This window comes from Sinomonas sp. ASV322, assembly GCF_030908245.1.
Classification (GTDB): Bacteria; Actinomycetota; Actinomycetes; order Actinomycetales; family Micrococcaceae; genus Sinomonas.
Genome location: NZ_JAVFJJ010000021.1, coordinates 589 through 26,216 on the forward strand (window position 1 = coordinate 589; position 25,628 = coordinate 26,216).

17 protein-coding genes are annotated in these 25,628 nt (G+C 72.1%); all 17 read left to right on the top strand.

Annotation, left to right across the window (positions count from 1 at the left end; all coding sequences use genetic code 11):
• Positions 1-320 precede the first annotated feature (320 nt).
• Positions 321-911, top strand: a complete 591-nt coding sequence (locus RBS12_RS18570; RefSeq protein ID WP_307967642.1) for a 50S ribosomal protein L25/general stress protein Ctc — start codon at positions 321-323, stop codon at positions 909-911.
• Between the two features lie 152 nt (positions 912-1,063).
• Positions 1,064-1,648 carry an aminoacyl-tRNA hydrolase gene (gene pth / locus RBS12_RS18575; RefSeq protein ID WP_307967643.1) on the top strand — a complete coding sequence of 195 codons (585 nt, stop codon included), beginning with the start codon at positions 1,064-1,066 and terminating at the stop codon, positions 1,646-1,648.
• Between the two features lie 164 nt (positions 1,649-1,812).
• Positions 1,813-4,530, top strand: coding sequence for a LuxR C-terminal-related transcriptional regulator (locus RBS12_RS18580; protein WP_307967644.1), 2,718 nt, complete (start codon positions 1,813-1,815; stop codon positions 4,528-4,530).
• On the top strand, positions 4,530-7,181 hold the full coding sequence (locus RBS12_RS18585) for a LuxR C-terminal-related transcriptional regulator (protein WP_307967645.1): 2,652 nt from the start codon (positions 4,530-4,532) through the stop codon (positions 7,179-7,181). The genes RBS12_RS18580 and RBS12_RS18585 overlap by 1 nt, the downstream gene beginning before the upstream one ends.
• A 382-nt stretch (positions 7,182-7,563) precedes the next feature.
• The gene (locus RBS12_RS18590) at positions 7,564-8,925 is read left to right on the top strand and encodes a SufS family cysteine desulfurase (protein WP_307967646.1); all 1,362 of its coding nucleotides are present in this window, start codon (positions 7,564-7,566) and stop codon (positions 8,923-8,925) included.
• Entirely contained in the window at positions 8,922-9,377 is a 456-nt protein-coding gene (sufU, locus tag RBS12_RS18595) for a Fe-S cluster assembly sulfur transfer protein SufU (RefSeq protein WP_307967647.1), read from the top strand. The genes RBS12_RS18590 and sufU overlap by 4 nt, the downstream gene beginning before the upstream one ends.
• Positions 9,378-9,565: 188 nt before the next feature.
• Complete coding sequence (locus RBS12_RS18600; RefSeq protein WP_307967648.1) at positions 9,566-12,292, top strand: LuxR C-terminal-related transcriptional regulator; 2,727 nt, start codon at positions 9,566-9,568, stop codon at positions 12,290-12,292.
• Between the two features lie 20 nt (positions 12,293-12,312).
• Positions 12,313-15,003: a LuxR C-terminal-related transcriptional regulator gene (locus RBS12_RS18605; RefSeq protein ID WP_307967649.1), complete on the top strand. Its 2,691-nt coding sequence runs from the start codon at positions 12,313-12,315 to the stop codon at positions 15,001-15,003.
• A 285-nt stretch (positions 15,004-15,288) separates the two neighbouring features.
• On the top strand, positions 15,289-16,821 hold the full coding sequence (locus tag RBS12_RS18610) for a sugar transferase (protein WP_307967650.1): 1,533 nt from the start codon (positions 15,289-15,291) through the stop codon (positions 16,819-16,821).
• Positions 16,822-16,875: 54 nt separating this feature from the next.
• Positions 16,876-18,033, top strand: coding sequence for a Gfo/Idh/MocA family oxidoreductase (locus RBS12_RS18615; protein WP_307967651.1), 1,158 nt, complete (start codon positions 16,876-16,878; stop codon positions 18,031-18,033).
• Entirely contained in the window at positions 18,030-19,025 is a 996-nt protein-coding gene (locus tag RBS12_RS18620) for an NAD-dependent epimerase/dehydratase family protein (protein WP_307967652.1), read from the top strand. The genes RBS12_RS18615 and RBS12_RS18620 overlap by 4 nt, the downstream gene beginning before the upstream one ends.
• A 74-nt stretch (positions 19,026-19,099) precedes the next feature.
• Positions 19,100-20,233 (top strand): DegT/DnrJ/EryC1/StrS family aminotransferase, encoded by a 1,134-nt coding sequence (locus RBS12_RS18625; RefSeq protein ID WP_307967682.1) that lies wholly within the window; start codon positions 19,100-19,102, stop codon positions 20,231-20,233.
• Positions 20,230-20,895 carry a NeuD/PglB/VioB family sugar acetyltransferase gene (locus tag RBS12_RS18630; RefSeq protein ID WP_307967653.1) on the top strand — a complete coding sequence of 222 codons (666 nt, stop codon included), beginning with the start codon at positions 20,230-20,232 and terminating at the stop codon, positions 20,893-20,895. The genes RBS12_RS18625 and RBS12_RS18630 overlap by 4 nt, the downstream gene beginning before the upstream one ends.
• On the top strand, positions 20,892-22,019 hold the full coding sequence (locus RBS12_RS18635; protein WP_307967654.1) for a DegT/DnrJ/EryC1/StrS family aminotransferase: 1,128 nt from the start codon (positions 20,892-20,894) through the stop codon (positions 22,017-22,019). Before RBS12_RS18630 ends, RBS12_RS18635 begins: the two co-directional genes overlap by 4 nt.
• Entirely contained in the window at positions 22,013-23,065 is a 1,053-nt protein-coding gene (locus RBS12_RS18640; RefSeq protein WP_307967655.1) for a glycosyltransferase, read from the top strand. Before RBS12_RS18635 ends, RBS12_RS18640 begins: the two co-directional genes overlap by 7 nt.
• Complete coding sequence (locus RBS12_RS18645; protein ID WP_307967656.1) at positions 23,062-24,501, top strand: oligosaccharide flippase family protein; 1,440 nt, start codon at positions 23,062-23,064, stop codon at positions 24,499-24,501. The genes RBS12_RS18640 and RBS12_RS18645 overlap by 4 nt, the downstream gene beginning before the upstream one ends.
• Complete coding sequence (locus tag RBS12_RS18650) at positions 24,498-25,592, top strand: glycosyltransferase family A protein (protein ID WP_307967657.1); 1,095 nt, start codon at positions 24,498-24,500, stop codon at positions 25,590-25,592. The genes RBS12_RS18645 and RBS12_RS18650 overlap by 4 nt, the downstream gene beginning before the upstream one ends.
• Positions 25,593-25,628 lie beyond the last annotated feature (36 nt).

Consider the following 25,628-nt stretch of genomic DNA (forward strand, 5'->3'; position numbering starts at 1 on the left):
CGGTGGGGGACCCGCGGGTGGTGACCCCTGAACGGTGGGGGACCCGCGGGTGGTGACCCCTGAACGGTGGGGGACCCGCGGGAGGTGACCCCTGAACGAGGAGGTGACGGCGCACGGGGCGGGGACCCTCTGGTAGGATGGACGGCGAACCTTGGCGAGGGACTGCGCCGCTCCGTGGGCTGATGCTCATGGGACGCGCAGAGCCGTGATCGACTGGGTCTGAGACTCCTTCTGCGGCGCACTTGCGGCGCTCGAGGTGTGCGGGCCGGTTGTGGGCCGCCCTCGCGCCAGGCCACACAAGACCATGAAGGAGCATTGTTATGAGCGAGAAGCTCGCCGTCCAGAAGCGCACCGAGTTCGGCAAGGGCTATGCCCGCCGCGCCCGCGCCGCCGGCAAGATCCCCGCAGTCATCTACGGCCACGGTGCCGAGCCGCTGCACGTCAACCTCCCGGGCCGCGAGACGACGCTCGCCGTGCGCGTCGCGAACGCCCTCCTGACGCTTGACGTCGAGGGCACGGAGCACCTCGCGCTCGTCAAGGACATCCAGCGCGACCCGGTCCGCCAGATCATCGAGCACATCGACCTCCTCACGGTCCGTCGTGGCGAGAAGGTCCAGGTTGACGTCCCCGTGCACCTCGCCGGCGAGGCCGCTCCGGGTACCGTCGTGAACCAGGAGGCCGTGACCGTGACGGTGGAGGCCGAGGCGACCCACCTCCCGTCCGCGCTCGAGGTGAGCATCGAGGGCCGCGAGGCGGGCCAGCACGTCCACGCGTCCGACGTCGAGCTCCCGAAGAACGTCGTCCTCGTGACCGAGGCCGAGACGATCGTCGTCAACATCTCCGAGGCCGTCGCTGCGGCGGAGGAGACCGCGGCCGAGGGCGCCGAGGCGTCTGCCGAGGCGGCGGAGTAAGCAGGTAGTAGCCTGCTGGCAGAACCTCAGGCGGCCCGTCCCCGGTGGGGCGGGCCGCCTTCTGCGTTGCGTTCGCCGTCCCGTGCGGTCGGCGTCCGCATTTCACCCCGCCCTTACCCGCCCATACACGTCCCCAAGGAGCATCGACCCTGATGGCAGAGACCTGGCTCATCGTCGGCCTCGGCAACCCCGGCCCGAAGTACAGCGGGAACCGGCACAACGTGGGCCAGATGGTCCTCGATGAGCTCGCCGGCCGGATCGGCGGGTCCTTCTCGTCGCACCGCTCGCGCGCCATGGTGCTCGAGGGGCGCTTCGGCATCGGCGGGCCGCGCGTCGTCCTCGCGAAGCCCGTCACGTACATGAACGAATCCGGCGGGCCGGTCTCCGGCGCGGCGAAGTTCTTCGGGATCGTGCCGGATCACGTCGTCGTCATTCACGACGAGCTCGACGTCCCGTTCGACGCCGTGCGGCTCAAGCTGGGCGGGGGAGAGGGCGGGCACAACGGCCTCCGGGACATCACGAAGGCGCTCGGCACGAAGGACTACTACCGCGTGCGGGTCGGCGTCGGCCGCCCACCGGGACGCATGGACGCCGCCGACCACGTGCTCCGCGACTTCTCCACCGCCGAGCGCAAGGACCTTCCGTTCGTCCTCTCGGAGGCCGCCGACGCCGTCGAACTCCTCGTGCGGGACGGCCTCCTGACCGCCCAGCAGAAGCACCACCCCGCCAAGGCCTGAGCTCCCCTCGCGTCCTCGGCGTCACAAATGTGACCCAATTCGTCCCTCAAGTGGGTCATATCCGCCTCACGTGGAACGGATTTGGCGACAGACCCTGCCGGAGTGTCCCGGAGAAGGGGTATCTTGTGCACACTGCATGCGCGGAGGCCATATGGGGAGGGGCTATGCGGTGGACTAGTGGTGTCTCCGAGCGCCGTCAGACCGGCGCTCGGTCATTCTCTGCTGACCGGGTCCAGTGGGCCCGGAATGTCCGCACCGACGAACTCCGTACCGCACAGGACGCGCTCCGGGACTCCCACAGCTACGGCGTCGTGATCACGGGCGAGCGGGACATCGGCAAAGGCGCGTTCCAGACGGCGCTCGTCCGCTCGCTCGCCCCGGACATCTACGCACAGACCCTGCGCAGCACGATGGTGGGCACCGAGACGCCGTACGGTGCGCTCGCCCCGCTCCTGGCCCGCCTCCCCGACGAGGACCTCGAAAGTCCCAGCGCAACGATGCGCGGGATCATGGAGACCCTGCGCGAAGACGCGGACGGCCGTCCGGCCGTCATCGCCCTCGAAACACCCGGCGGGCTCGACGAGCTGAGCACGGCGACGCTCGTCAACCTCATGATGACCGGCACGGCGAAGGTCATCGTCGTCGCCAACCGCACGAGCGACCTCCCTGAGGACTTCCACTGGATGCTCACGGAACAGCGCATCCGCGAGATCCAGCTCGATCTCGTACCCTCGGAGAAGACCGAGGACGTGCTTCGGGAAGCCCTTGGTGGAATCGTGCCGAGGACCGTTGCCCAGATGCTCCACGCGATGGCCCACGGCAACCCCGAGATCCTCTATCGGATCGTGGGGGACTTCCTCCTCTCCGAGCAGCTGCGCTCGACCGATGGGGTCTGGACCCTCGCCGACGACGCCGAGTCGGCCCGCAGCCGCGAGATCGACGACGTCGTCCGCACCCGCGTCGAGCGCGAGCCTCCCGAGGTGCAGACGGGAATCGAGGCGCTCGCGTGCGCCCGCAGGCTTCCCCTCGATCGACTCACGGCGGTCTTCGGCGTCTCGACGGTCGCCGCGATGGACGAATCCGGCCTCATCCAGGTCGAGGACGCAGACCGACACTCGGTTTCGCTCGCGGACCCGGTCATGGCCGACGTGGTCCGCGGGTGGCTGAGCATTCCGCGACGGCGCGAGCTGCGCGCGCTCGTGATCGGCCCCGAGGAGCCCCCGCTCGCGACGCTCGGCGTCGTCGAGCTCCTCGGCTACGCGGCCTGGACACGCGAATGCCAGACCGTGCTCCCGGCGGCCCACGCGATCGCCGCGGCCATCGCGGCGCTCAAGCTCAACGACCCGCGCTTCGCGCTCGACTGCCTCGAGGGTCTCCCGCACGTGTGCGCGCTGTGGGCTACCGTGCAGCGGCTCCGCGCCAACGCGCACCTCTCCCTCGGCCTCCCCATCCAGGCGCATGCCTTCCTCGAGCAGGTCTCCGAGGATGAGCTCGCCGCGCTTTCGCCCGTGGACTTTGCCGCGTTTGTCGAGTCCCTCGCCGCCGTCAAGCGCTCGACGCCGGGGCGGAGCGCCGAAGTGCCCGCGCTCATTGTCGAATCGCGCACGCGGCTCCTCGTGACCTCGGGCCTGAGCGACGTGGACGACGACGAGGTCCGGCACGCGATGGCGATGCTCGAGCTTGTCGAGTTCACCGACGCCGCAGCGAGGGGCGATTTCGCGCCGATCCTCGAACGCCTCGAGCTCGCCGCGGCCGGCGCTCCGGGCTGGGACGATGAGCTCCGCCTGAGGGCCGCGTGCCTCCTCATGCAGGCCCAAGTCATGCTCGGGCGCGAGGACGAGGCGCTCGCGACGCTCCACCGGGTCTCGAGCGAGCTCGGCGGCCCCGCCGGGACCGCACGCGTGCGGCACGAGTTCGCGGACCGGGCGTTCGACGTGCTCCTCTACAACGGGCATTGGCGCCAGTGCCTCGCGCTCGTCCGCTCGGCCGGCCACACGACCGTCCCGAGCCTGCGCATCGAAGGCGCCAAGTATGAGCTCGCGGCCGGAGTTGCCCTCGTCTACGCGGGCCGCGGCTCCGAGGCCCTTTCGCTGCTCCTTGCGGCGATCGTCCAGCTCGAACAGGGCCGCGGCCGCCCGTACCTGGGCTGCGCGTACGCCGCGGCGGCGTTTGCGTTCGCCCAACAGGGGGACGCCGCGGCGGCGCGCACCTATCTCGACAAGGTCGAAGGCTGGGTGTGGCCCTGCAGCTATTCGGTCGCCGCGTCGATGGAGTTCTGCGCCGACATGGCCCGCCGATGGATCGGCGAGCGTGGCGCCGCAGCGCGCCTCGTGGAGGCCGCGCGCGAGGACATCCGAGCGGGCCGGTGGACGATGGCCGGCATCAAGCTCGTCGGTGCCACGGTGGACGCGGGCCTCGACGAGCTCGCGCTCCTCGAGGAGGTGTGCGAACACCGCCAAGGGGCCCTCGCAGAACTCGGGCGGAGGCTCGCGCGCGGAACCCGCCTGCGCAGCCTTCCGGACCTCGTCGCCGCTTCCGATCTGTCCGCGGGGCTCGAACTCGACACGCTCGAGTCGCGCTGCACCGCCGTCGCCCTCGACATTGCCCGGGACACGGGCGACGTCCGCTCCGCGCGCATCCTGCAGGCGAGGCTCGACCGGCTCACGGGCCTGGTCGAGGTGCTCCCGGTGGTGCCCCAAAGCCTCGGTCCGCTGCTCACCGCGAGGGAGCGCGAGGTCGCAGTCCTCGCGGCGCGCGGCGAGTCGAACCGAACGATTGCCGAGGAGATGGGGCTTTCTGTGCGAACGGTCGAAGGCCATCTGTACCAGGTGTTCTCGAAGCTGGGGATCACGTCCCGCGCCGAGCTCGGCGGACTCCTGTGATGGCCCGAGGGCCGCAGGGCGCGCTCCTCATCGGGCGCGAGCGCGAGACCGCCCGGTGCGCGGCCATGCTGCGCAGTCGCGTACCCGCGGTCCTGCTCCTCGGGGAGACAGGCGTGGGGAAGTCGGCCCTCGTCGCGGCCGTCCGCGAGGAGCTCTCCGACTACGCCGAGACGTTCGAGATCCACGGAAGCCCGTCGCTCCAGCGCGTGCCCTACGGCGTGCTCGCCCCGTTCCTGGGCGGCCTGCCGACCCAGCAGGCCGGCTCGCGGATCGCCGTTCTTAGGGCGTTCTGGCGCCGGGTCGAGGAGCTCAGGAATGAGAGCGAGGGCAGCCTCATCCTCGTGATCGACGACGCCCACTCGATCGACGCGCTGAGTGCCGAGGTCATCGCGGAGCTCGTCGGCGCGGGCTGGGCCCAGGCCCTCGTGACGTCCCCGGACGGCGCCCTGCTCCCGCCCCCGCTCATGCAGCTGTGGATCGATGGAGGTGCCGAACGCCTCGACCTCGAGCCGTTCACGGAGGCCGAGGCGACGAGCTTCCTCGAGGCCACGTTGGGCAGCCGGGTCCTGCCGTCCACGGCGCGGCGTCTCTGGCGCGACTCCCAAGGCAATCCCCTGCTCCTGCGCTGCCTCATGGACGAGGCGAGGCGTGCGGGGGCCCTCATCGAGCAGCGCGGCACGTGGGTCCTCGCATCCGAGCTCGAGCGGCGTGGAGACGGCCTCGTGGGGCTCGTCCGCGACCAGCTCCAGCGACTCTCGTCCGAGGAGCGCGAGGCGCTCATGCTCGTCGCAGTCGCGCAGCCCGCCGCGCTAGGCCTCGTCGAGGGGCAGTTCGGGGCCGACGTCGTGCGCAGCCTCGTCGCGAAGCGCCTCGTGCAGCCTCCCACGGGAGCGGACGGCTCGCTGCGGCTGCGGCACGTCGTGTACGGGGACGCGATCTATCAGCTCATTCCGCTGAGCCGCTCGCTCTGGCTCCAGCAGCTCGCGACGGAGCATCGCGCGCGCCAGCTCGCGACGGCGGACGGCCTCCTGTGCGCCGTCTCGTGGGCGCTCGGCTGCGGACTCCAGCTCGATGACACGACCTATCTCCGAGCCGCCCAGCTCGCGGCTCGGCTCGGGGAGAATTCACTAGCCCTCCGGGCCGTCGACGAGGTCCGCTCGCCCGAGCACGCGGCCGACGCGCGGCTCGTCCGCGGCCTCGTCGCCTACAGCAGGAACCACCACGCCGACGCCGTCGAGCTCCTTGAGCCCACCCGCGAGCTCGACGCCGAAGGGGTCCTCGCCTCAGGCCTCCTGTGGCTCTACAGCCGAGACACCCTCGGGCATCCGCACGACGAGATCGCGCGAGACATCCGACGCCTCGCGGCCGAGGGCGGCGGCGGCCCCTGGGATCTCCTGCGCCTCGTGTACCTCTCCCTCACGGGTGACTACGCGGGCCTCGAAGTGGGCCTCGCCGCGTGGCGCGGGGCCGAGGCGACCGAGCGCTCGGCGGTGGAGCGCGGGGTGGCCGCGGCGCTCGAGGCCGAGGTCCTTGCCTGCCGCGGGCTCCTCCTCGAGAGCATGACCGACGCGGCGCGCGCGATCGAGCTGCTCGCCCCGACCGAGTTCACGGGGTGCCTCTCCGAGTTCGCCGCCCTCCGGTATGTGTATGCGGGCGTGACGGCCGGGCAGTGGGACGCCGTCGAGTCCATTCCGGTGCGCTTCGCCGCCCCGCCGCTCGAAGAGGCGTCGTTCCAGTTCACGGCGACGCTCCAGTGCGCGCGGGGGCTCGCGCTTTTGCGGCAGGGCCGATTCGGGCCGGCCCTCGCGATCCTCGAGCCGACGCTCGAGGAGCTCCGCGTGAGCGATGCCCAGCACGTTTTCCGCCTCTGCGCGGCGGCCGCAGCCTACTGCGCCGCAAAGCTCGGCGATTGGGGCCAGGCCGCCGACTTCCTCGAGGACTCGAGGAACCGGGGGCGGGTCTCGGCGTCGATCGTCCGCCCCATCGCGGAGCTCTTCGAGGCCGCCGCCACGTGCGCGATCGAGCCCGATGAGCATTCGATGGCCGTGTTCGAGACGATCATCGACGCCGCGACCCGCGGGGCCCGGCGCGATGTGTGCCTCCAGGCGCTCTTCCTGTGGTTCGAGGCCGGCCAGCGGGACCGGCTCGACGAGCTCCTCGGGGTCGCGTGGCCCATGGAGGGGGAGTGGGCCGAGGCGGCCGTCCTCCTCGGGGCCGCGTTCGCCGAGGGCAGCGCGGACTCCCTCCGCTCGGCAGCCGATGCACTCCGCAGCGCGCTCTACCCCCGGCTCGCGCGAGAGTGCTACGCCGAGGCGTTCGCGCTGCTCGAGAACACCCCGGCCCGCAACGAGGCGCGGGCCGTATGGGAGGGGCAGCGGGCGTGCGAGGCGGAGCTCGGGGAAACCGAGGTGCAGCCCCAGCCGTCCGCGTCCGCGGGCGAGCTCACACGCCGTGAGCGTCAGATCGTCGCGCTCGCGATCAGCGGCCTGAGCGACCGCGACATTGCGGACCGCCTGACCGTCTCGGTCCGCACGGTCGAGGGCCATCTCTACCGCGCCTATTCGAAGCTCGGGGTGAGCAGCAGGGAGCAGCTTTCCTCCGCCGTCGGGCTCGCTCCTGAGAATGAGTACACCGCGCCGCGCAGCAAGTAGTGGCCGACCGGGGCGCCAACCGCAATCACGTAGTCTCCACTCATGTTCTCGGGCCCCGCGCGTGGGATCGTTAAGGGCAGAGCCGGCAGTGCAGCCGGCACTCGGCGCAGGCCCCGAGGGTGGCCTTCCAAGGACTGAGCCGGCGACGACGGAACCTCCCCGAGACCAAGGTTCCTCCCCCAGCCGTCGCCGGCTCTTCTTGGTGCCCGGGGACTTCGCGACTCCTTCCTCGCTGTCGCTCAGCGATACGGCGCTGTTTGCCTTGTCCCGGATCCGAGCCTCGGACCCGGGGACGTGACAGGCCCACCCGCAGTCGTGGGAGAATGGATTCCGGCATAAAGCCGTTACGTAATTCCCAGACTGTGAGAAGGAGCCCGCCACCGTGGCCCTCGTCAGCATTCCGGCGACCCTCCGCCTGCCCGCGGGCGCAGAAATCGACGACGCCGAGGCCGAGCGCATCCGCCACGACTTCCCGGCGCTCAGCCAGGAGGTCAACGGGCACCCGCTCGTCTACCTCGACTCGGGCGCGACGTCGCAGAAGCCCCGCAGCGTGCTCGAGGCCGAGCAGGACTTCTACGAGACGCGGAATGCCGCCGTGCACCGCGGTGCCCACGAGCTCGCGGTGCGGGCGACGGACGCCTACGAGGACGCCCGGGCGAACGTCGCGGCCTTCGTCGGCGCCGAGCCCGAGGAGCTCGTCTGGACGTCCAACGCGACGGAGGCCCTCAACCTCGTCGCGTACGCGCTCTCGAACGCGAGCGTCTGGGCCGCACGAGGCCGCGGCGGCGACGAGGTGCGGCGCTTCGCCCTCGGCCCGGGCGACGAGATCGTCGTGACCGAGCTCGAACACCACGCCAACCTCATCCCGTGGCAGGAGCTCGCTTTCCGCACGGGCGCGGCCCTTCGCCACATTCCGATCGACGACGACGGCCGGCTCGACCTCGCGGAGGCGGCCCGCATCATCGGCCCCCGCACGCGCGTCGTCGCGTTCTCGCACGCCTCGAACGTGCTCGGCAGTGTGAGCCCGGTCGAGGAGCTCGTGGCGCTCGCACGCCGCGCGGACGCCCTCGTGGTCCTCGACGCATGCCAGTCCGCGCCCCACATGCCGGTCGACGTCAAGGCCCTCGACGTCGATTTCGCAGCCTTCTCCGGGCACAAGATGCTCGCCCCGACGGGAATCGGCGCCCTCTACGGGCGCGCCGAGCTGCTCGACGCGCTCCCGCCGTTCCTGGTGGGCGGATCCATGATCACGACCGTCACGATGGAGCGCGCCGAATACCTCCCGGCGCCCCAACGGTTCGAGGCCGGGACCCAGCGAATCTCCCAGGCCGTCGCGCTCTCCGCCGCGGTCGACTACCTCCGCGAGACCGGGATGGCGCGGATTGCGGCGCGCGAGGCCGTGCTCGGCGCGCGCCTCGCCGAAGGCATCGCCGCGGTCGACGGCGTGCGGCTCCTCGGGCCTGCGCCCGGCGAGGAGTGGTACGGGCACGCGCGCTTCGGGCTCGCGGCGTTCGACGTGGACGGCGTGCACGCGCACGACGTCGGCCAGTACCTCGACAGCCTCGGCATCGCCGTGCGCGTGGGCCACCACTGCGCCCAGCCGCTCCACCGTCGCCTCGGCCTCACGGCGTCGACGCGGGCGAGCGCGTACCTCTACACGACCGAGGCCGACGTGGACGCATTCCTCGCGGGCCTCGCCGAGGTGCGCCGCTACTTCGGGGCGAGCGCAAGGGCCGCCCGATGAGCCTTGACTCCCTCTACCAGCAGGTCATCCTCGAGCACTCGAAGGAGCGCCACGGAAGCGGCTTCGAGGCCCGGCCCGCGGATGCCGAGAGCCCGGCCCACGGCGAATCCCATCAGCTCAACCCGGTGTGCGGCGACGAGGTCACGGTCCGGGTCGAGGCCCGAGACGGGACGATCGCGAGCCTGCGCTGGGAGGGGCACGGCTGCTCCATCTCGATGGCCTCGGCGTCGGTTCTGCACGATCTCGCCGAGGGGACGACGGCGGAAGAGTTCCACGAGCTCGTCGACGCGTTCCGGGACATGGTGCGCTCGCGCGGGAAGGTCCTCGGCGACCCCGACGTCCTGGGAGACGCGGCGGCGTTCGAGGGTGTCTCGCGGTATGTCGCGCGCGTCAAGTGCGCGATGATCGCGTGGGTCGCGGCCGAGGATGCGGCGCGCCAGGCTGGCGTCTGACTCGCAGTTCGGCGGACGTCGCCGCGGCGTTCGAGGGCCTCCGTAGGGCCTTGCTAGGGGAAATCTCCTCCCGCCGGGAGGTCCCGATAGTAGGACTCACGGTTCCCTGTTGCGCAGGACCCACTTCGGCGTACGCTATGCCTGAACTCGGGCGGCGTGTCGCAGCCGCCACCGGGGGGAGGCATGACATGCTGAGGGATTCTGCCGTCTCGGTGCTGCCGCGACGGACCGTCAAGCCGTCGCCTGAATCAGCCGAACGGCAGGCGGATCGCCTCCGCTGGGCAATGCTCGTCCGTCAGGGCGAACTCGACGCGGCAGTCCAGGCCCTCACGGATCGCCACTCTCTCGGCACGGTCGTCACGGGCCCTCCCGGCGTCGGGAAGTCCTTTCTCGCGAGTGCCGTCCTGAATTCGCTCGGCTCCGAGATCTACCCGCTGCGCCTGCGCACCTCGACGACCGGACCGACGTCGGACTATGCGTGCCTCGGCGCGCTCCTCGCGCGCCTGCCCAAGGGGGCGTCGTCGTCGCCCACGGGCCTCATGCTCGCCGTCGAACGCATGCTGCGCGAAGACTCCGGGGGGCATCCCGCGGTGCTCGTCGTCGAATTCTCGGGGGTCCTCGACGAGGGAAGCATCGGCGTCCTCCTCCATCTGCTCCTGAGCGGCACGGCCAAGCTCCTCGCGGTCGCCCAGCGCGCGACGGACCTTCCTGCCGACTTCCTGCGGCTCGTCCGGCGGAGCCGGCTCGCGGAGGTGCCGCTCCGGGGGATTGGGATTCCCGAGACCCGGCTCCTCGTCTCGACCCTCGTCGAGGGGCGCGTCGCGTCCTCGGCGGTGGGGGAGCTGCACCACGCGTGCGGCGGGAACCCCTCCGCGGTGCAGGGCATCGTGCGCCGCGAGCGGGCGACGGGCAATCTCCACCGGCGGGGCGGGGTGTGGACGCTCGACGGCGCGGTCGAACCGGAGCAGGGAAGCGGCACGGACGAGATCATCCGTGCCCGGTGGGCCCGCGAGCCGCAGGACGTCCGCGAGGTCATCGAGCACCTCGCCGTGGCCCGGCGGGTCCCTATCGCGGGACTCGCCGGGCTTTTCGGTTCCGAGGTGCTCGTCGACATGGAGGACCGCGCACTGATCGCCGTCGACGCGAGCGAGCACCGCTGCGCGTACCTGCGCGAGCCGCGCATGGCCGAGCTCGTGCGCGAGCGGCTCGGGCCCGATCGGCACCGCGAGCTCGCGTCGCTCACGTCGCTTGGCGGGGCCGCCGAGGAGTCCGGGCTCGACCGCGAAGACCTCGTCTCCTACGTCGAGTGGACGCTCGGGGTCGGCGGCACCGCGAACGCGGACCTCGTCGTCCACGCCGCGCGCGCCGCGATCGCCCTGTTCGAGCCGCGCCGCGCCCTCGACCTGCTCGACCGCGCGGGCGAGCACGACGGGCACGCCGTCGTCGAGGCCGCATTCCAGCGCGCGGCCGCGCTCTCGCTCCTCGAACGGCGCGACGAGGCCCTCACGGTGCTCGATTCGGTGCCTCGCGCCCGGCTCGACGAGCTCGGCCCCGCGGACCTAGCCCGGCACGCGGCCGCGAAGTCCGAGCTCCTCGCGTGGCTCCCGGAGCGGGGCGAGGCCCGCGAACCGCTCCACGTCGCGTGGGACTCGCTCGCTCTCCGCGAGGAGGCCGACGCCTCCGAGCTCCGCGGCGCTGCCGAGGTCCTCGACCTCGCCGAGTACCGCATGCACGCGTTCCGGGGCGACTTCGCCCCCGTCCTCGACGCCCTCGAGGCCGCGTCCCGCCGGACGGGCTCGAGCGAGGAATTCCGGCGCGAGGCCTCGCTCCTGCTCGCCCAGGCCTGGGCCGCGTGCGGGCGCGAGGCGGATGCGGCGGCCCTCATGTCCGCCTTCGGCTTCGGTCCCATGGGCCTGGCATCGGCCCAGCACCCGGACGACGACGCCTACCTCACCGCGGCGTTCTTCGTGTGGATCGCCAACGGAGATTGGAAGCGCTGCGTCGACCTCTTCGAGGGCTACGTGGACCGGGGCGGCCGGCGGCTGAGCCTGCGCGGCGGGATCGCCGAGCTCTTCCTCGCGATGGCCTACGTCATGGCCGGCCGGGGCGGGTCCGCGCTCGAGCCCGCCCTCAACGCCGTCGCCCAGCTCGAGGAATTCCCGGCAAGGAACGCTCTCCGTGCGGCCTACGCGACGACGGCCTTCGCCTACGCGCAGGTCGGCGACTCGGGCGAGGCCTCGACCTTCCTCGAACGTGCGGCCGGCTGCGAGGCCCTCGCGCCATGGCTCTTTGCGTTCATCTCGGAGTTCTGCGAAGGCATGGCGCGTCGCTGGCTCGGCGAGCCCGGCGCCGCCGAGCTGCTCCTCGGCCGTGCCGAGGAAGACGAGGCCGCGGGCCGCATGTCCGCGGCCGGCATCAGGGTTTTCGGGGCGAGCATCCCGGGCACCGATCGCGAGTTCCTGTGGATCGAGCGGCTCGGGCACCGGCGCCAGGGACCGCTCGCGCACCTCATGGCCGCGGTCGCGGCGGCGTCGCGGCGCAAGGACGCCGAGGCGCTTCTCGACGCGGCCGAGTTCGCCTACGAGATGGAGCTCGACGCGGTCGAAGCCCGCTGCGCGGCCCTTGCCCTCGATTTCGCGCGCGACCGCGGCGAATCTGCCGCCGCCGGCCGGGCACAGACGCGGCTCGACCGGCTCACTCGGATCCTGCCGACGCTCCCGCTCGTGCCCCAGGTCCCGGCACCCGTCCTCACCGAGCGTGAGCGGCAGATCGCGGTCATGGCGGCCTCGGGCGCATCGAACCGCGACATCGCCGACGCCGTGGGCGTCTCGGTGCGAACGGTCGAGGGGCACCTGTACCAGGTGTTCATGAAACTCGGGGTCTCCTCGCGGAGCGGGCTCGACGGGCTGGTCTGACGGTGCTGGGGAGCATGGGGGTGACGTTGGCGGAGAAGGCGGGGATCCAGTCCCTCGTCGAGACGACGCGGCGGGACATCGCGGCCGCCGCAACCGACGCGCTGCGCCGGGAGGGTGCCGGCGCCGTCCTCGTCGTGGGGGAGGGCGGCTCGGGCAAGACCCACGTCCTCGACGCCGTCGTGGGCTCGCTCGGGAACGACGTCGAGGTGCTCGAGATCAGCACGGGCCGGAGCCTGCGGTCCGTCATGTACGCGGCCCTCATCGAATGCCTCCCGAAGCTCGCTCCCGAAGAGGTCCAGGACCGCATCGGCGTCCTGCGCGCGCTGTGGGCTGAGCTGCACCGCCGCTCGGGCGAGGCCGAGCGGCCGATCGTCCTCGTCGTCGACGACGCGCAGGATCTCGACGACGGCTCGGCGGGCCTCATCGCGGAGGCGGTCGCGTCGTCGTGGGTCAGGCTCCTCGCAGCGGCGACGACGCGGGGCGGGCTCCCGCGGGACTTCCTCGACATGTGGCACGACGGGATCGCCGAACGCGTCGAGCTCGCGCCCCTCGGCCTCGCCGAGAGCAAGGCCGCGGCCCAAGAACACCTCGGGGGAAGCCTCTCGGTCACGGCTGCTGGGGTGCTGCACGGCCTCAGCGGCGGCAATCCGCTCCACCTCCTCTCACTCATCGACGAATCGGTCGCGGCCGGGACTCTCGTGCGCAAGCGCGGCATCTGGCTCCTCACGGGCGCGTTCTCGAGCAGCGGCGACGCCCTCGCCGAGTCCGTGCGCAGCAGCATGGAGGCCCTCGCCCCCCCCGAGCGGGACCTGCTCATCCTCGTCGCCCTCACCGAGCCCCTCCCGCGCTCCGCCGCACGCGTGCTCGCGGACCGCGAGATCCTCGACCGGCTGACGGACCTCGGCTGGTTCGTCGAGGGTGCCGACGGGCTGTGCATCCGGCATGCGCTCGAAGCGGACGCCGTGCGTCGCATGACGTCGGCGACCCGGCGGCTGCATCTCTACCGGCGCGCGCTCGCGCTCGGCGGCGACGAGCTCCGGCAGCCGGCCAACGAGCTGCGCCTCCTCGAACTCGCCCTCGACACGGGCGCGACCCTCCCCGCCGCGGAACTCGTCCGCGGCGCGGCCGCCGCGGTGCGCAGCTTCCGGAATGAGCTCGGCCTCCGCGCGGCGTCGCTCGTGGACCGGGCGGCGGAGCGGTCGCTCGCGCGCGGCATCGTCGCCCGCGCCCACCTCAACCTCGGCGACCCGTCGGCGGCCCTCTCCGCCGTCTCCTCGGGCCCGGCCGTGGCGTCCGACGTGCAGGATGTGCTCGCGGGAACCCTCGTCAAGTTCACGGCGCGGCTCGCCCTCGGGGAGCTCTCACAGGTCGAGGACGACGTCGCGGATCTCGAGAAGGCCGCCGCCGGCGTGGACCGGCGCACGGGATCCGGCGGCGTCCCGTACGGCCCGGGCGCGAGGGACGCCGTCCTGCGCAGGGCCCGGCTCATCCGTGCCCTCGCCGCCGCCGAACGCGCGGACTTCGTCGCGGTCAGTGCGGCGCTCGACCAGGACGGGAAGCTCCCGCACGCGATCGCGGCCCCCGCGATCGAGCGGAACCTCTGGCTCGTGCTCGACTCCGCCGTGCAATGCGCCGCGGGGCATTTCGATGCCTCGGCCCGCACCGCGGGGCTCGCGCTCTCCGACCCGGACCTCGACGACGAACACTTCCCGTTCGAGGAGCGCGGGCTCGTGCGGTATCTCGTCGCGTCGCTCCTGGCGGGGGACTGGTCGAGCGTCGACGGCGTCCTCACGGCCTATCCGAATACCCACCTGCGCTCGATCGTCGTCTTTGGGCCCGGCCTCTATTGCGCGAGGGCGTTCGCGCTCGTACGGCAGGGCCGGGAGCCCGAGGCCGAGTCCATCCTGCGCGACGTCGTCGAGAACCTCGAGCTCGCGGACCCGCTCCAGCTCCTCGGCGTCGCCTCCGCGATCGCGGCGCGTGCCGCGGCGGGGGCCGGAAACGCGACAGCGGCCCGCCAGCATCTCGCGCGGGCCGAGGCGACGGCGGGGCTCGGGAGCGCCGACCTGCGTGACCTCGCCGCGATGCATCGTGCCGGGGCCCTCGAGCTGGTCGAACCGGGCGCCGGGCTTCCCGCCCTCGAGGCGATCGCCGAGGAAAATCGTGCCGCGGGCCGTCCCGGCTGGGAGCTCGTAGCGCGCATCCTCGCGTTCGAGCTGGGGGCCGCTGACGCGAACGGCCGCGGCGCCGACCTCGCGGGCTCGGCGGAAGGGCCGTGGGCGGGCGCGTGGGGGGCGTGGGCCCGCGCGGAGGCCACCGACAACGCCGAGGGCTACCTCGCGGCCGGAGAGCTCTTCCATGGGCTCGGGATGTTCCGGCGGGCTAGGGCCGCGTACGCGCGGGCAGCCGGCTGCTTCGACCTGGACGGCGACCGGGCGGCGGCCCGGCACGCGGGCGCCCTGGCACGCACGTGCGAGGGCCTGCCCGGATCCGGCGAGGCCGGCGAGAAGGAAGAGGCGATCCTCTCCTCCCTGCGACTCAGCCGGCGCGAGCAGGACGTCGTGGACCTCGCCGTCGAAGGCCTGAGCGACCGCCAGATCGCCGACGAGCTCCACCTCTCGGTGCGTACCGTCGAGGGCCACCTCCACCGCAGCTACGCGAAGCTCGGAATCCGCAGCCGCGACGAGCTCCGGGACGCCGTCGACGAGTGATCCGCGAGTGATCCGGCCCTGAGTGGCCGTGTGCGCTTCACCTGCCCCTGACGAGGGAAGACACCGTCCCGGCGAGTAGTGCCGGTGCCCCCGAAAAGCCGACTGCGCAGTGTACGCGTGGTACTTGGTGGCCTGCTTGCGTACTCGCCAAGGGTTCGCCCCCGTAGAGGCCGAGAAAGCTCGGGTACCGACTACTGGTGATTTGCCGTTCCGCGAGGTCTGTACTGGTTGGCGGGAGGGACCGGCAATCACGCGGGTCCCGAATGGGGAATCCGAGGAGCTGTCATGTCGGTCGGCACGCAGCAGCAGGTAACGCATTCGATCTCGTCATGGGCGCCGCGCCTCTGGTCTGCCGTGGGGCTCGGGAACTCCGCGGCGCGCATCGCCCGCTCCGCCAAGGCCCAGGCGTGGCCCAGGCGCTACGCCGTCTACCTGTGGGGTGCCGACACGACCGTCGTCCTCGCCGCGGCGACGGCAGGCCTCGTCTTCGGCGACGCAAGGCCGCAGACCGCGGGGGCACTCGCCGTCGTCGTCGGGCTCTGGCCCCTCGTGCTCGGCCTGTACGGCACCCGGGAGGTTTCGGTCCTCGGCATCGGCGCCGAGGAGTACCGCCGGGTGGTCGCCGCGTCGTTCCAGTTCTTCGCGGTCCTCGCGATCGCGGTGCTTCTCCTCGGGGACTCGCTCCCGGCGCTCTCCGTCGTCAACTGGCTTCCCGCGCGCGTCGCCGTCGTCGTCTTCGGCAGCGGCCTCGTCGGGCTCCTCGCGCTCCGCTGGGGCAGCCGCCGCTGGCTGAACCGCCAGCGGCACATCGGGCTCTACCTGACCCCCGCCGTCGTCGTCGGAGAGGCCGACGACGTGCGGTACGTCGTGCGCCGCATCGCCGCGAGCGAAGGCGCCCCCTACAACGTGCTCGGCGCGATCCTCCCGGGCGGGCGCCGCGGGCAGTCGCTCACCGTCGACGGCAACCGGCTTCCCGTGCTGAGCTCGACGGACGACGTCGTCCGGACGGTCGCGCTCAAGAAGGCCGCCGCGGTGATCATCGCCGGGCCGGTCCCGGGCGGGAACAAGTACGTTCGCGAACTCGGCTGGAACCTCGAGCAGCACGACGCCGAGCTCGTCCTAGCGTCCTCTCTCACGAACGTCGCGGGGCCGCGCATCCACTGGCGGCCCGTCCAGGGCCTCCCGCTCATGGAGGTCGACCTCCCGCACTACACGGGCGCGAAGCACGTCGTGAAGCGCGCGATGGACCTCGTGCTCGCCGGGGCCGCCCTCGCGGTCCTCGCCCCCCTGCTCGCGGCCCTCGCGCTCATCGTGCACTTCGACTCCCCGGGACCGATCCTGTTCCGGCAGGAGCGCATCGGCAAGGACGGGCTGCCGTTCGCGATGCTCAAGTTCCGCTCGATGGTCAAGGACGCCGAGAAGAAGCTCGACGCGCTGGCCTCCGACAACGAGGGCGCGGGAGTGCTGTTCAAGGTCAAGGACGATCCCCGGGTGACCCGCTGCGGAAAGTGGATGCGGAAGTACTCGCTCGACGAGCTGCCCCAGTTCGTCAACGTCCTCAAGGGCCAGATGAGCCTCGTCGGGCCGCGGCCGCCGCTCGCACGGGAGGTCGGCGAATACGAGCGCTTCACGCGCCGCCGGATGCTCATCAAGCCCGGGATCACGGGCCTGTGGCAGATCAGCGGCCGCTCGGACCTCGACTGGGACGACTCGGTCCGCCTCGACCTCTACTACGTCGAGAACTGGTCGATCATGGGCGACCTCATGATCCTGTGGCGCACGTTCCGCGCCGTCATCGCCCCGGTCGGGGCCTACTGATCCGGCCGCTGCACAGTGTCGCAGACCGCATCGCACCTGCCGAGAGGAGAGGCTATGCCAGACCCGCATTCGCTCATCCCATTCCGGGGATCGGGCGCCGGGAGCCCGGGGAGCCGAATCCCCGGCGCTCCGCTTGGCGTCGCCGTCGTCGGGGCCGGCTACTGGGGGCCTAACCTCGCGCGGAACTTCCATCGCTCCGAGGAATGGGACCTGAGGGCGGTCTGCGACCTCGACCTCGACCGCGCCGCGGCGCTCGCGGGCCTCTACGGCGCGCGGGCCTTCGGCTCGCTCGACGAGGCGCTCGACACGGTCGACGTCGACGCCGTCGCCATCGCGACGCCCGCGAGGACGCACCACGGTGTGGCGCTCACGGCCCTCGGGGCCGGCAAGCACGTGCTCGTCGAGAAGCCCCTCGCCGACCGCTGGGACAAGGGCGCGGACATGGTGCGGATCGCCGGCGAGCGCGGGCTCGTGCTCATGGCGGACCACACGTACTGCTACACGCCGGCCGTGCAGAAGATGCGGGAGCTGCTCCTCGGGGGCGAGCTCGGCGACATCCTGTACGTGGACTCGGTGCGGATCAACCTCGGGCTTGTCCAGCCGGACGTGGACGTCTTCTGGGACCTCGCCCCGCACGACCTCTCGATCCTCGACTTCATCCTGCCCGATGGGCTGACCCCGGAGGCGGTCTCGGCGCACGGCGCCGACCCGCTCGGAACGGGGCACGATTGCGTGGGCCACCTCTCCTTTGATCTGCCCGATGGAGCGATGGCCCACATCCACGTCAACTGGCTGAGCCCGACGAAGATCCGGCAGATGGTCGTCGGCGGCACGCGGCGCACGCTCGTGTGGGACGACCTCAATCCGCAGCAGCGGCTCAGCGTGTACGACCGCGGCGTCCAGCTTCCGAAGCACGGGAACCACAGTTCGCGCAACGGGACAGACCGGCGCGACGCCGCCATCTCGTACCGCCTGGGCGACACGTGGTCGCCTGCCCTGCCGGAACGCGAGGCCCTCGGACAGATGGTGGCCGAGTTCGCGGCATCCATCACGGCGGGCCGGCCATCGGCGACGAGCGGGACCTCGGCCCTCAGGGTCCTCGGCGTGCTCGAGGCCACGAGCCGCAGCCTCCAAGCGGGAGGCGCACAGGCATCGATCGAGCTCGAGGGGAGTTCGCTCTCGGGTGAGCTCAGGCAGGAGGCGGGAGCGTGACAGTCTTGGCGGGAGCCCATGTGCTCGTGACCGGCGGGGCCGGGACGATCGGCTCGACGATCGTGGACCAGCTCCTCGACGCGGGCGTCGACCATGTCGACGTGCTCGACAATCTCACGCGAGGACGCCTCGCGAACCTCGACCACGCGCTCGCGACGGGCCGCGTGCGCCTCATCGAGGCAGATCTGCGCAACCGGGACGCCGTCCACGACGCGACCGTCGGGAAGGACCTCGTGTTCCACCAGGCGGCCATCCGCATCACGCAGTGCGCGGAGGAGCCGCGGCTCGCGCTCGAAGTCCTCGTCGACGGGACGTTCACCGTGCTCGAGGCCGCGAGCCAGCACGCCGTCGACAAGGTCGTCCTGGCCTCGAGTGCGTCCGTCTACGGCGCCGCGGACGAGTTCCCGACCCGGGAGATCCATCACCACCACAACAACGACACGCTCTATGGCGCCGCCAAGAGCTTCAACGAGGGCCTCGCCCGCAGCTACCGGGCGATGTACGGGCTCGACTACGTGGCGCTGCGGTACTTCAACGTCTACGGGCCGCGCATGGACGTGCACGGCCTCTACACCGAAGTCCTCGTCCGCTGGATGGAGCGCATCGCGGACGGGCGGCCGCCGCTCGTGTACGGCAACGGCGAGCAGACGATGGACTTCGTCTACACGACCGACGTCGCGCGGGCCAACATCTACGCGGCCGAGTCCGCGGTGCGCGAGGGCGTCTACAACGTCGCGAGCGGAACCGAGACGAGCCTGCTGGCTCTCGCCGTCGCACTCCTCGCGGCGATGGACTCGAACCTCTCGGTCGAATTCGGCCCCGAGCGGAAGGTCAACGCGGTCACGCGCCGGCTCGCCGACACTGCTGCGGCCTCGCGAGACCTCGGCTTCCGGGCCCAGATGCCGCTCGACGAGGGGCTCAGACGTCTCGTCGCGTGGTGGAGGCCGCTGCGCGAAGAGATCGCCGCCGCGCGGGTGGTGGCGGCGTCATGACGGCCGAGGCCACGCGCCCCACCGGCCCGGGAACTGCGGGCCCCGAAGCGCACGAGACAACTCGCATCAACGTCATGAAGCCGTGGGTCGGGCTCGAGGAGTCCGCCGCGGTCGCGGACGTCATCGCGTCCGGCTGGCTTGCCCAGGGGCCGCGCGTCGCGGAGTTCGAGGCGGCGTTCGCGAAGGCCCACGGCGTGACGAACGGCGTCGCGGCATCGAGCTGCACCGCCGCGCTGCACCTCGCCCTGCTCGTCGTGGGGATCGAGCCGGGGGACGAGGTCGTCGTGCCGTCGCTCTCGTTCATCGCGACCGCCAACGCCCCGCGCTACGTGGACGCCGAGCCCGTCTTCGCGGACGTCGACCCCGTCACCGGCAACCTCACCGCGGAAACGATCGCCGCCGTGCTCGGGCCGCGCACGCGAGCCGTCGTCGTCGTCGACCAAGGCGGCCTCCCCGTGGACCTCGGGCCGATCGCCGAGCTGTGCGAAGATCGCGGGATCGCGATCATCGAGGACGCGGCGTGCGCCGTCGGCTCGCGCTACCGCGGGCACCCCGTCGGCGTGGGCGCGGACGTCGCGGCGTGGTCCTTCCACCCGCGCAAGCTCCTCACGACGGGCGAGGGCGGCATGCTCACGACCGACCGCCTCGCGTGGGCCCAGCGTGCGCGGCGCCTGCGGCAGCACGCGGCGAGCGTCTCGGCGTCGGAGCGGCACGAGGCGGCGCTCCGCGCTTCCGTGCGGGAGCAGTACACGGAACTCGGCTTCAACTTCCGCATGACTGACATCCAGGCGGCGATCGGGCTCGTGCAGCTGCGCCGCCTCCCGGCGATGGTCGCCCAGCGCAGGGCGCTCGCCGCGCTCTATCGCGAGGCGCTCGACGGCGTCCCCGGGCTTCGGCTCGTCGAGGACCCGGCGGAGGGCGAATCGAACTTCCAGTCGTTCTGGGCCGAGGTCGGCGACGAATTCCCCCTGAGCCGCGACGGCCTCCTCGACGCGCTCGCGGAGGAGGGCATCTCGGCCCGGCCCGGCATCATGGCCGCCCACTTGGAACCCGCGTTCGCGGACGTCCCCCTCCGCGTCCCGCTTCCCGCGACGGAAAGGCTCACGTCCCGAACCCTCATCCTGCCGCTGTACCACGAGCTCGGCGAGAGCGGCGTCCTGCGCATCTGTGACGCGCTTCGACGTGCGCAGTCAGGGGAGCCGAGGTGACCGAGCTCCTCATCGTCGCTGCGAGTGGCCTGGCCCGTGAGGTCATGGCCCTCGTGCGCGGGGGTGACGACTTCGACCTCCTGGGCATCCTCGACGACGATCCGGTCCGCGTCGGGAGCCTCCTCGACGGCGCACACGTCCTCGGCCCGCTTGCCGAGGTCCGCAAGCATCCCAACGCGCGGCTCGTCGTGTGCGTCGGGAGCGGGGCAATCCGCGCCGACATCGTGCGGCGCCTCGCCGCGCTCGGGCTCCCGCCGGGCCGTTTCGCGACGATCATCCACCCGAGCGCGATCATCCCCGAGGGGTGCTCGGTGGGCGAGGGGAGCATCCTGCTCGCGAACGTCGTCATGACGGCGGCCGTCACGCTCGGGCGGCACGTCGTCGTCATGCCCGGGGTGACTCTCACGCACGGCGACTTCGTGGACGACTACGCGACGTTCGGCGCGGGCGTCGCGGTCGGCGGCTCCGTCGTCGTCGGTCGGGCCGCCTACCTCGGCATGAACAGCAGCATCCGGCAGCGCACGCGCGTGGGCGCGCGCGCCGTCGTCGGCATGGGCGCGGCCGTTGTCTCGGACGTGCCCGAAGGGCAGACATGGGTCGGTGTCCCCGCCCGACCCATGTCTGGTGTCGTGGCGGGGCCGACGCGAGGGGTGGAACCGTGACTACGGAGGCGCAGGCAGGAAGAGTGCTCAGGGTCCCGTTCGTGGACCTCGCGGCGCAGCAGCGCGAGGTGAGCGCCGACGTCGTCCCCGAGGTCGTGCGCGCCCTCGACACCGGTGCGTTCATCGGCGGACCCCACGTGACCGCGTTCGAGGACGAGTACGCCGAGTTCGTGGGGGTCCGCGCCTGCATCGGGGTGGCCAACGGCACGGATGCGCTCGAGCTCGCCCTGCGCGCCGTCGGTGTGGGGCCCGGCGGCGAGGTGATCCTGCCGGCCAACACGTTTGTCGCGACCGCCGAAGCAGTGGTGCGCGCGGGGGCACGCCCCGTGCTCGTCGACGTCGATCCGGAGACGCTGCTCATCGACGCGAGCCTGGTGGGCCGGGCGGTGGGGCCTAGGACTCAGGCCATCGTCCCGGTCCACCTGTTCGGCCAGACGGCACCCGTCGAGGCCCTCGTGCCGCTCGCCGCCCGCCGTGGCCTCGCCGTCGTCGAGGACGCGGCGCAGGCCCAGGGGGCTCGCCGCTACGGCCGCCACGCCGGCTCGCTCGGGCATATCGCCGCGACGAGCTTCTACCCCGGGAAGAACCTCGGCGCGGCCGGGGACGCCGGGGCCGTCACGACCAACGACCTGATCCTCGCCGACATGGTGCGCCTCTTGGCCGCGCATGGCAGCGCGGTCAAGTACGTGCACGAGATCGTGGGCTTCAACTCGCGCCTCGACGCCGTCCAGGCGATCGTCCTGCGCGCCAAACTGCGCCGGCTCGCCGAATGGAACGCACGACGGCGTGCGGCGGCACGGCTCTACGAGGAGCTTCTCGAGGGGGTCGCCGGGGTCCGCACGCCGCACAGCCAGCCCGGCAACGAGGACGTGTGGCACCTCTACGCGATCCGCGCCGAGGAGCGCGACCGGGTCCAGAGCGCACTCGCCGCGGCCGGGATCGCGACCGGCATCCACTACCCGACGCCCGTGCACCTCACGGACGCGTTCTCCTACCTCGACCACCGCCCGGGCGATTTCCCGGTCGCCGAGGAGGCCGCTTCACAGCTGCTTTCGCTGCCCATGTTCCCCCACATCACGCCCGAGCAGCAGCGGCTCGTCGCCGAGGTGGTGCGGGGATGCTGAGGCTGGGGGCGACGCCGTTGCAGGGCCGGCCACGCGTATCGGTCGTGGTGCCGTGCTACAACTACGGCCGCTTCCTTCCCGAAGCCGTCGGGAGCGCACTCGACCAGCCCGGCGTCGACGTCGACGTGATCATCGTCGACGACGCGTCGACGGACGGCAGCGCCGAGGTCGCGGAGGCCCTCGCGGCCGCCGACAGCCGCGTGACCCTCGTCCGCCACGAGAGGAACCGAGGGCACATCGCGACGTACAACGACGGGCTGTCGCGGGTCAGCGGCGACCTCGCGGTGCTGCTCTCGGCCGACGACGTCCTGGCCGCCGGCTCCCTCGCCCGCTCTGCGGCCCTGTTCGAGGCCCGTCCCGACGTCGGCCTCGTCTACGGATACGCGCCGTCGTTCGACTCGGAGAGTCCGCCCACCGCGCGGCGCGACGCCGGGATCACCTGGAGCGTGTGGAGCGGCGCGGAATGGACGCGGCGCGTGTGCGAGCGCGGGACCAATCTCATCGTCAACCCGGAAGCGGTCGTGCGCCGCCCGGTCCTCGAGTCCATCGGCGGATACGACCCTGCGCAGCCGCACGCCGCGGACATGCATTTCTGGCTCAGGGCCGCCGCGCTCGGGGGAGTCGGGCGGGTCAACGGCGCGGCCCAGGCCCACTACCGGGTCCACGGCGGCAACATGCACCTCGGAGCCTTCGAGGGTCAGTACCGGGACGCCCTCGAGCGGCGCATCGTCTTCGACTCGCTCCTCCGCGACGGGCTGCTGTCGCGACGGGCCCACGGAACCGCGCTCACCTCCGTGGCCCGCGAATCCCTGAGGGCCGCCCGCAGGGGCCTCGCCGAGGGGTCCGCCGCAGGGCGCGAGCGTGCCGCGGACTTCGAGGCGCTCGCCCTCGACTGCGATCCGGGAATCAGATGGGGCCCCCGGTGGGCGCTGTACAAGGCGCTCGGCGGTGCCCGCGCCCGGGGCCCGCTCTCCCGGGCTGAGGCCTTCGTCGACAGGGTCCGGTGGTCCGTCGCGTGGCGCCGCTGGAGGAGGTATGGGACGTGAGCGCCCTCGTCCACCGCGTCCGGCGCGGCCTTGCCTGGAGTTCGGCGTCGAACCTGCTCTTGCGAGTGGGGAGCCTCGCCGTCGGCATCGTGCTCGCCCGCCTGCTGGCTCCGGACCAGTTCGGCGTGTACGCCGTCGCGCTGACCGTCCAGTCGATCCTCATGACGCTCGCCGACCCCGGGCTCACGGCGCTCCTCATCAGGTCTGAGGAGCACGCGCGGCTTGCTCCCACGACGGCGACGATCGGGATGCTCTGCGGCGCGGGCCTTGCCGCGATCATGGCCGCCGCGTCCCCCCTCATCGCGTCGGTGATGGGGGCGCCCTCCGCGGCGCCGATCATCGCGCTCCTGTCCCTCACGCTCGCGCTGGCGGGGGCGGGCGTCGTGCCGCTCGCGACGCTCCAGCGCTCGTTCGCCCAGCAGAAGGTCTTCGCCGCCTCGGCGGCCGATTTCGCGGTGAGCACGGCGGCGACGTTGCTACTTGTGCTGGGCGGCGCTGGGCCGATCGCCCTTGCGGTGGGCCGGGTGCTCGGCCAGACGGTCAGCACCTCGCTGCAATTCGTGCTCGCGAAGGAGCGCCCGGCGTTCGGATGGGACCGCCGGCAGCTCGGACTGCTCGTCTCCTTCGGCGCCCCCCTCGCGGGCGCGAACCTCGTCTCGTGGATCGTGATCAACCTCGACAACGTCGTGATTGCCCGCATGCTCGGCCCCACGGCCCTGGGCTTCTACGTCCTCGCGTTCAACATCGCGAGCTGGCCCATGAACGCGCTCGGCCAGGCGGTGCGAGCGGTCGCCCTGCCGGGGTTCGCGCAGAGCGAGGACGCTCCCCGGGCCCTTCGGGAGGCGGTCGCCCTGACGTGGGCGGGTGCGGCCGGTGCGGGAGCGCTCCTCGCGGCCCTCGCGGTGCCGCTCATCGCCGTCGTGTACGGGGACGTCTGGCTCCCGGCCGCGCCCGTGCTGGCCGCCCTCGCGGTGTTCGGGGCGATGCGCGCGGTGTTCGACCTGTTCGCGGGCTACCTCATGGCCCGAGGCCGCTCGGGGAGCGTTCTCGCGGTGCAGGTCGTGTGGGGCGTCGTCCTTGTTCCGGCCCTCGTCGTCGGAATCCGGCTCTCGGGCGTTGCGGGCGCCGGGTGGGCCCACGTGATCGTCGGAGCCGCTGTTCTCGGGGCCTACGGGGTGGTGCTGCGCGGGGCCCGCGTGGGCCAGATGCTGGGCACGAGCGTCTACCCGAGCTTGGTAGGGCTGGCCGCGGGCGCGGCCGCGTTCGGGGCGTCGGCTGTGCTTCCCGGATCCATCGCCCGCCTTGTGGGCGGCGGCGCGGCTGGCCTGATCGTGCTCGGCGCCGCGCTGTGGCCCTGGGCCGCCTCGCGCCTTCGGACGGGCGCCGCGCTGTCCCCGGCGAAACGGGAAGAGCCGCTAGTTGAGGAGAAGCCGTGAGCCGTGCCGAGCGCACTGTCCGAGTCAAGCCGCGCGAGACGGCGGGCGTCGCGGGATCGGAGACCGTGAGCGTCGTCATCCCGTGCTACAACTACGGCCGGTTCCTCGGAGAAGCGGTGGGCAGCGCCCTGTCCCAGCGTTCGGCAGACGTCCGCGTGATTGTCGTGGACGACAGGTCGACCGACGACAGTCTGGCCGTCGCGACTGCGATCGCCGACCGGGATCCACGGGTGACCGTCATCGCGAACGAGCGCAACTCGGGCATGGTGGAGACGTTCAACCGCGGGCTCCGCGCCGCCGCGGGAGACTTCCTCGTCCGGCTCGACGCCGATGACCTGCTGACTCCCGGTGCCCTCGAGCGGGCCCTCGCCGTGTTCCGTGCCTACCCCTCCGTCGGCCTCGTGTACGGCCATCCGCTGCATTTCGAGGGGACCCGGCTCCCGGAGCCCCGGACGGCGGCCACGGCGTGGACCGTGTGGCCGGGCCGCCGCTGGCTCGCCGATCGCTGTGCCTCCGGGGTGAACGTCATCACCTCCCCGGAAGTGGTCATGCGCATGTCCACGGTCCGCGAGGCCGGCCCCCAGATGCCTCTCAAGCACACGCCCGACATGGAAATGTGGCTCAGGCTCGCGGCCTTTGCCGACGTCGCCTATATCCAGGGGGCAGATCAGGCGTGGCATCGGGAGCACGCGGCGAGCATGTCGGCGACGGAGGTCGACGACGTCGTCGACCTTGTGGAACGCGGCGAGGCCTTCGAGGTCCTGTTCTCCGGCCCCGTGGGGCGCCTGCCGGAGGCGGAGGAACTGCACGCGGCAGCGCTCACAGCGTTGGCGCGCGAGGCCCTCATGCGCGCGGCTCGGGAATACGACCGAGGACGCGGAAACTCGCCCGCGGCGGCCGAGTTCATTCGGCTTGCAGGGCAGTTCATCCCGGATACGGCCCGCGTTTCCGGCTGGCGCAGGCTCCAGCGCCGGATCAGGCGAGGTTCGAGGTTCCCGCAGAGGAGCCTCCAATCTCTTGGCGCGCGCCTAGCCCGGCGCACGGCGAGCGAGCTCAAATGGCGCCGCTGGCGGCGCGAAGGGGTCTTCTGACGGTTTCGACAGAGAAAGGAATGACCATGACGGGCT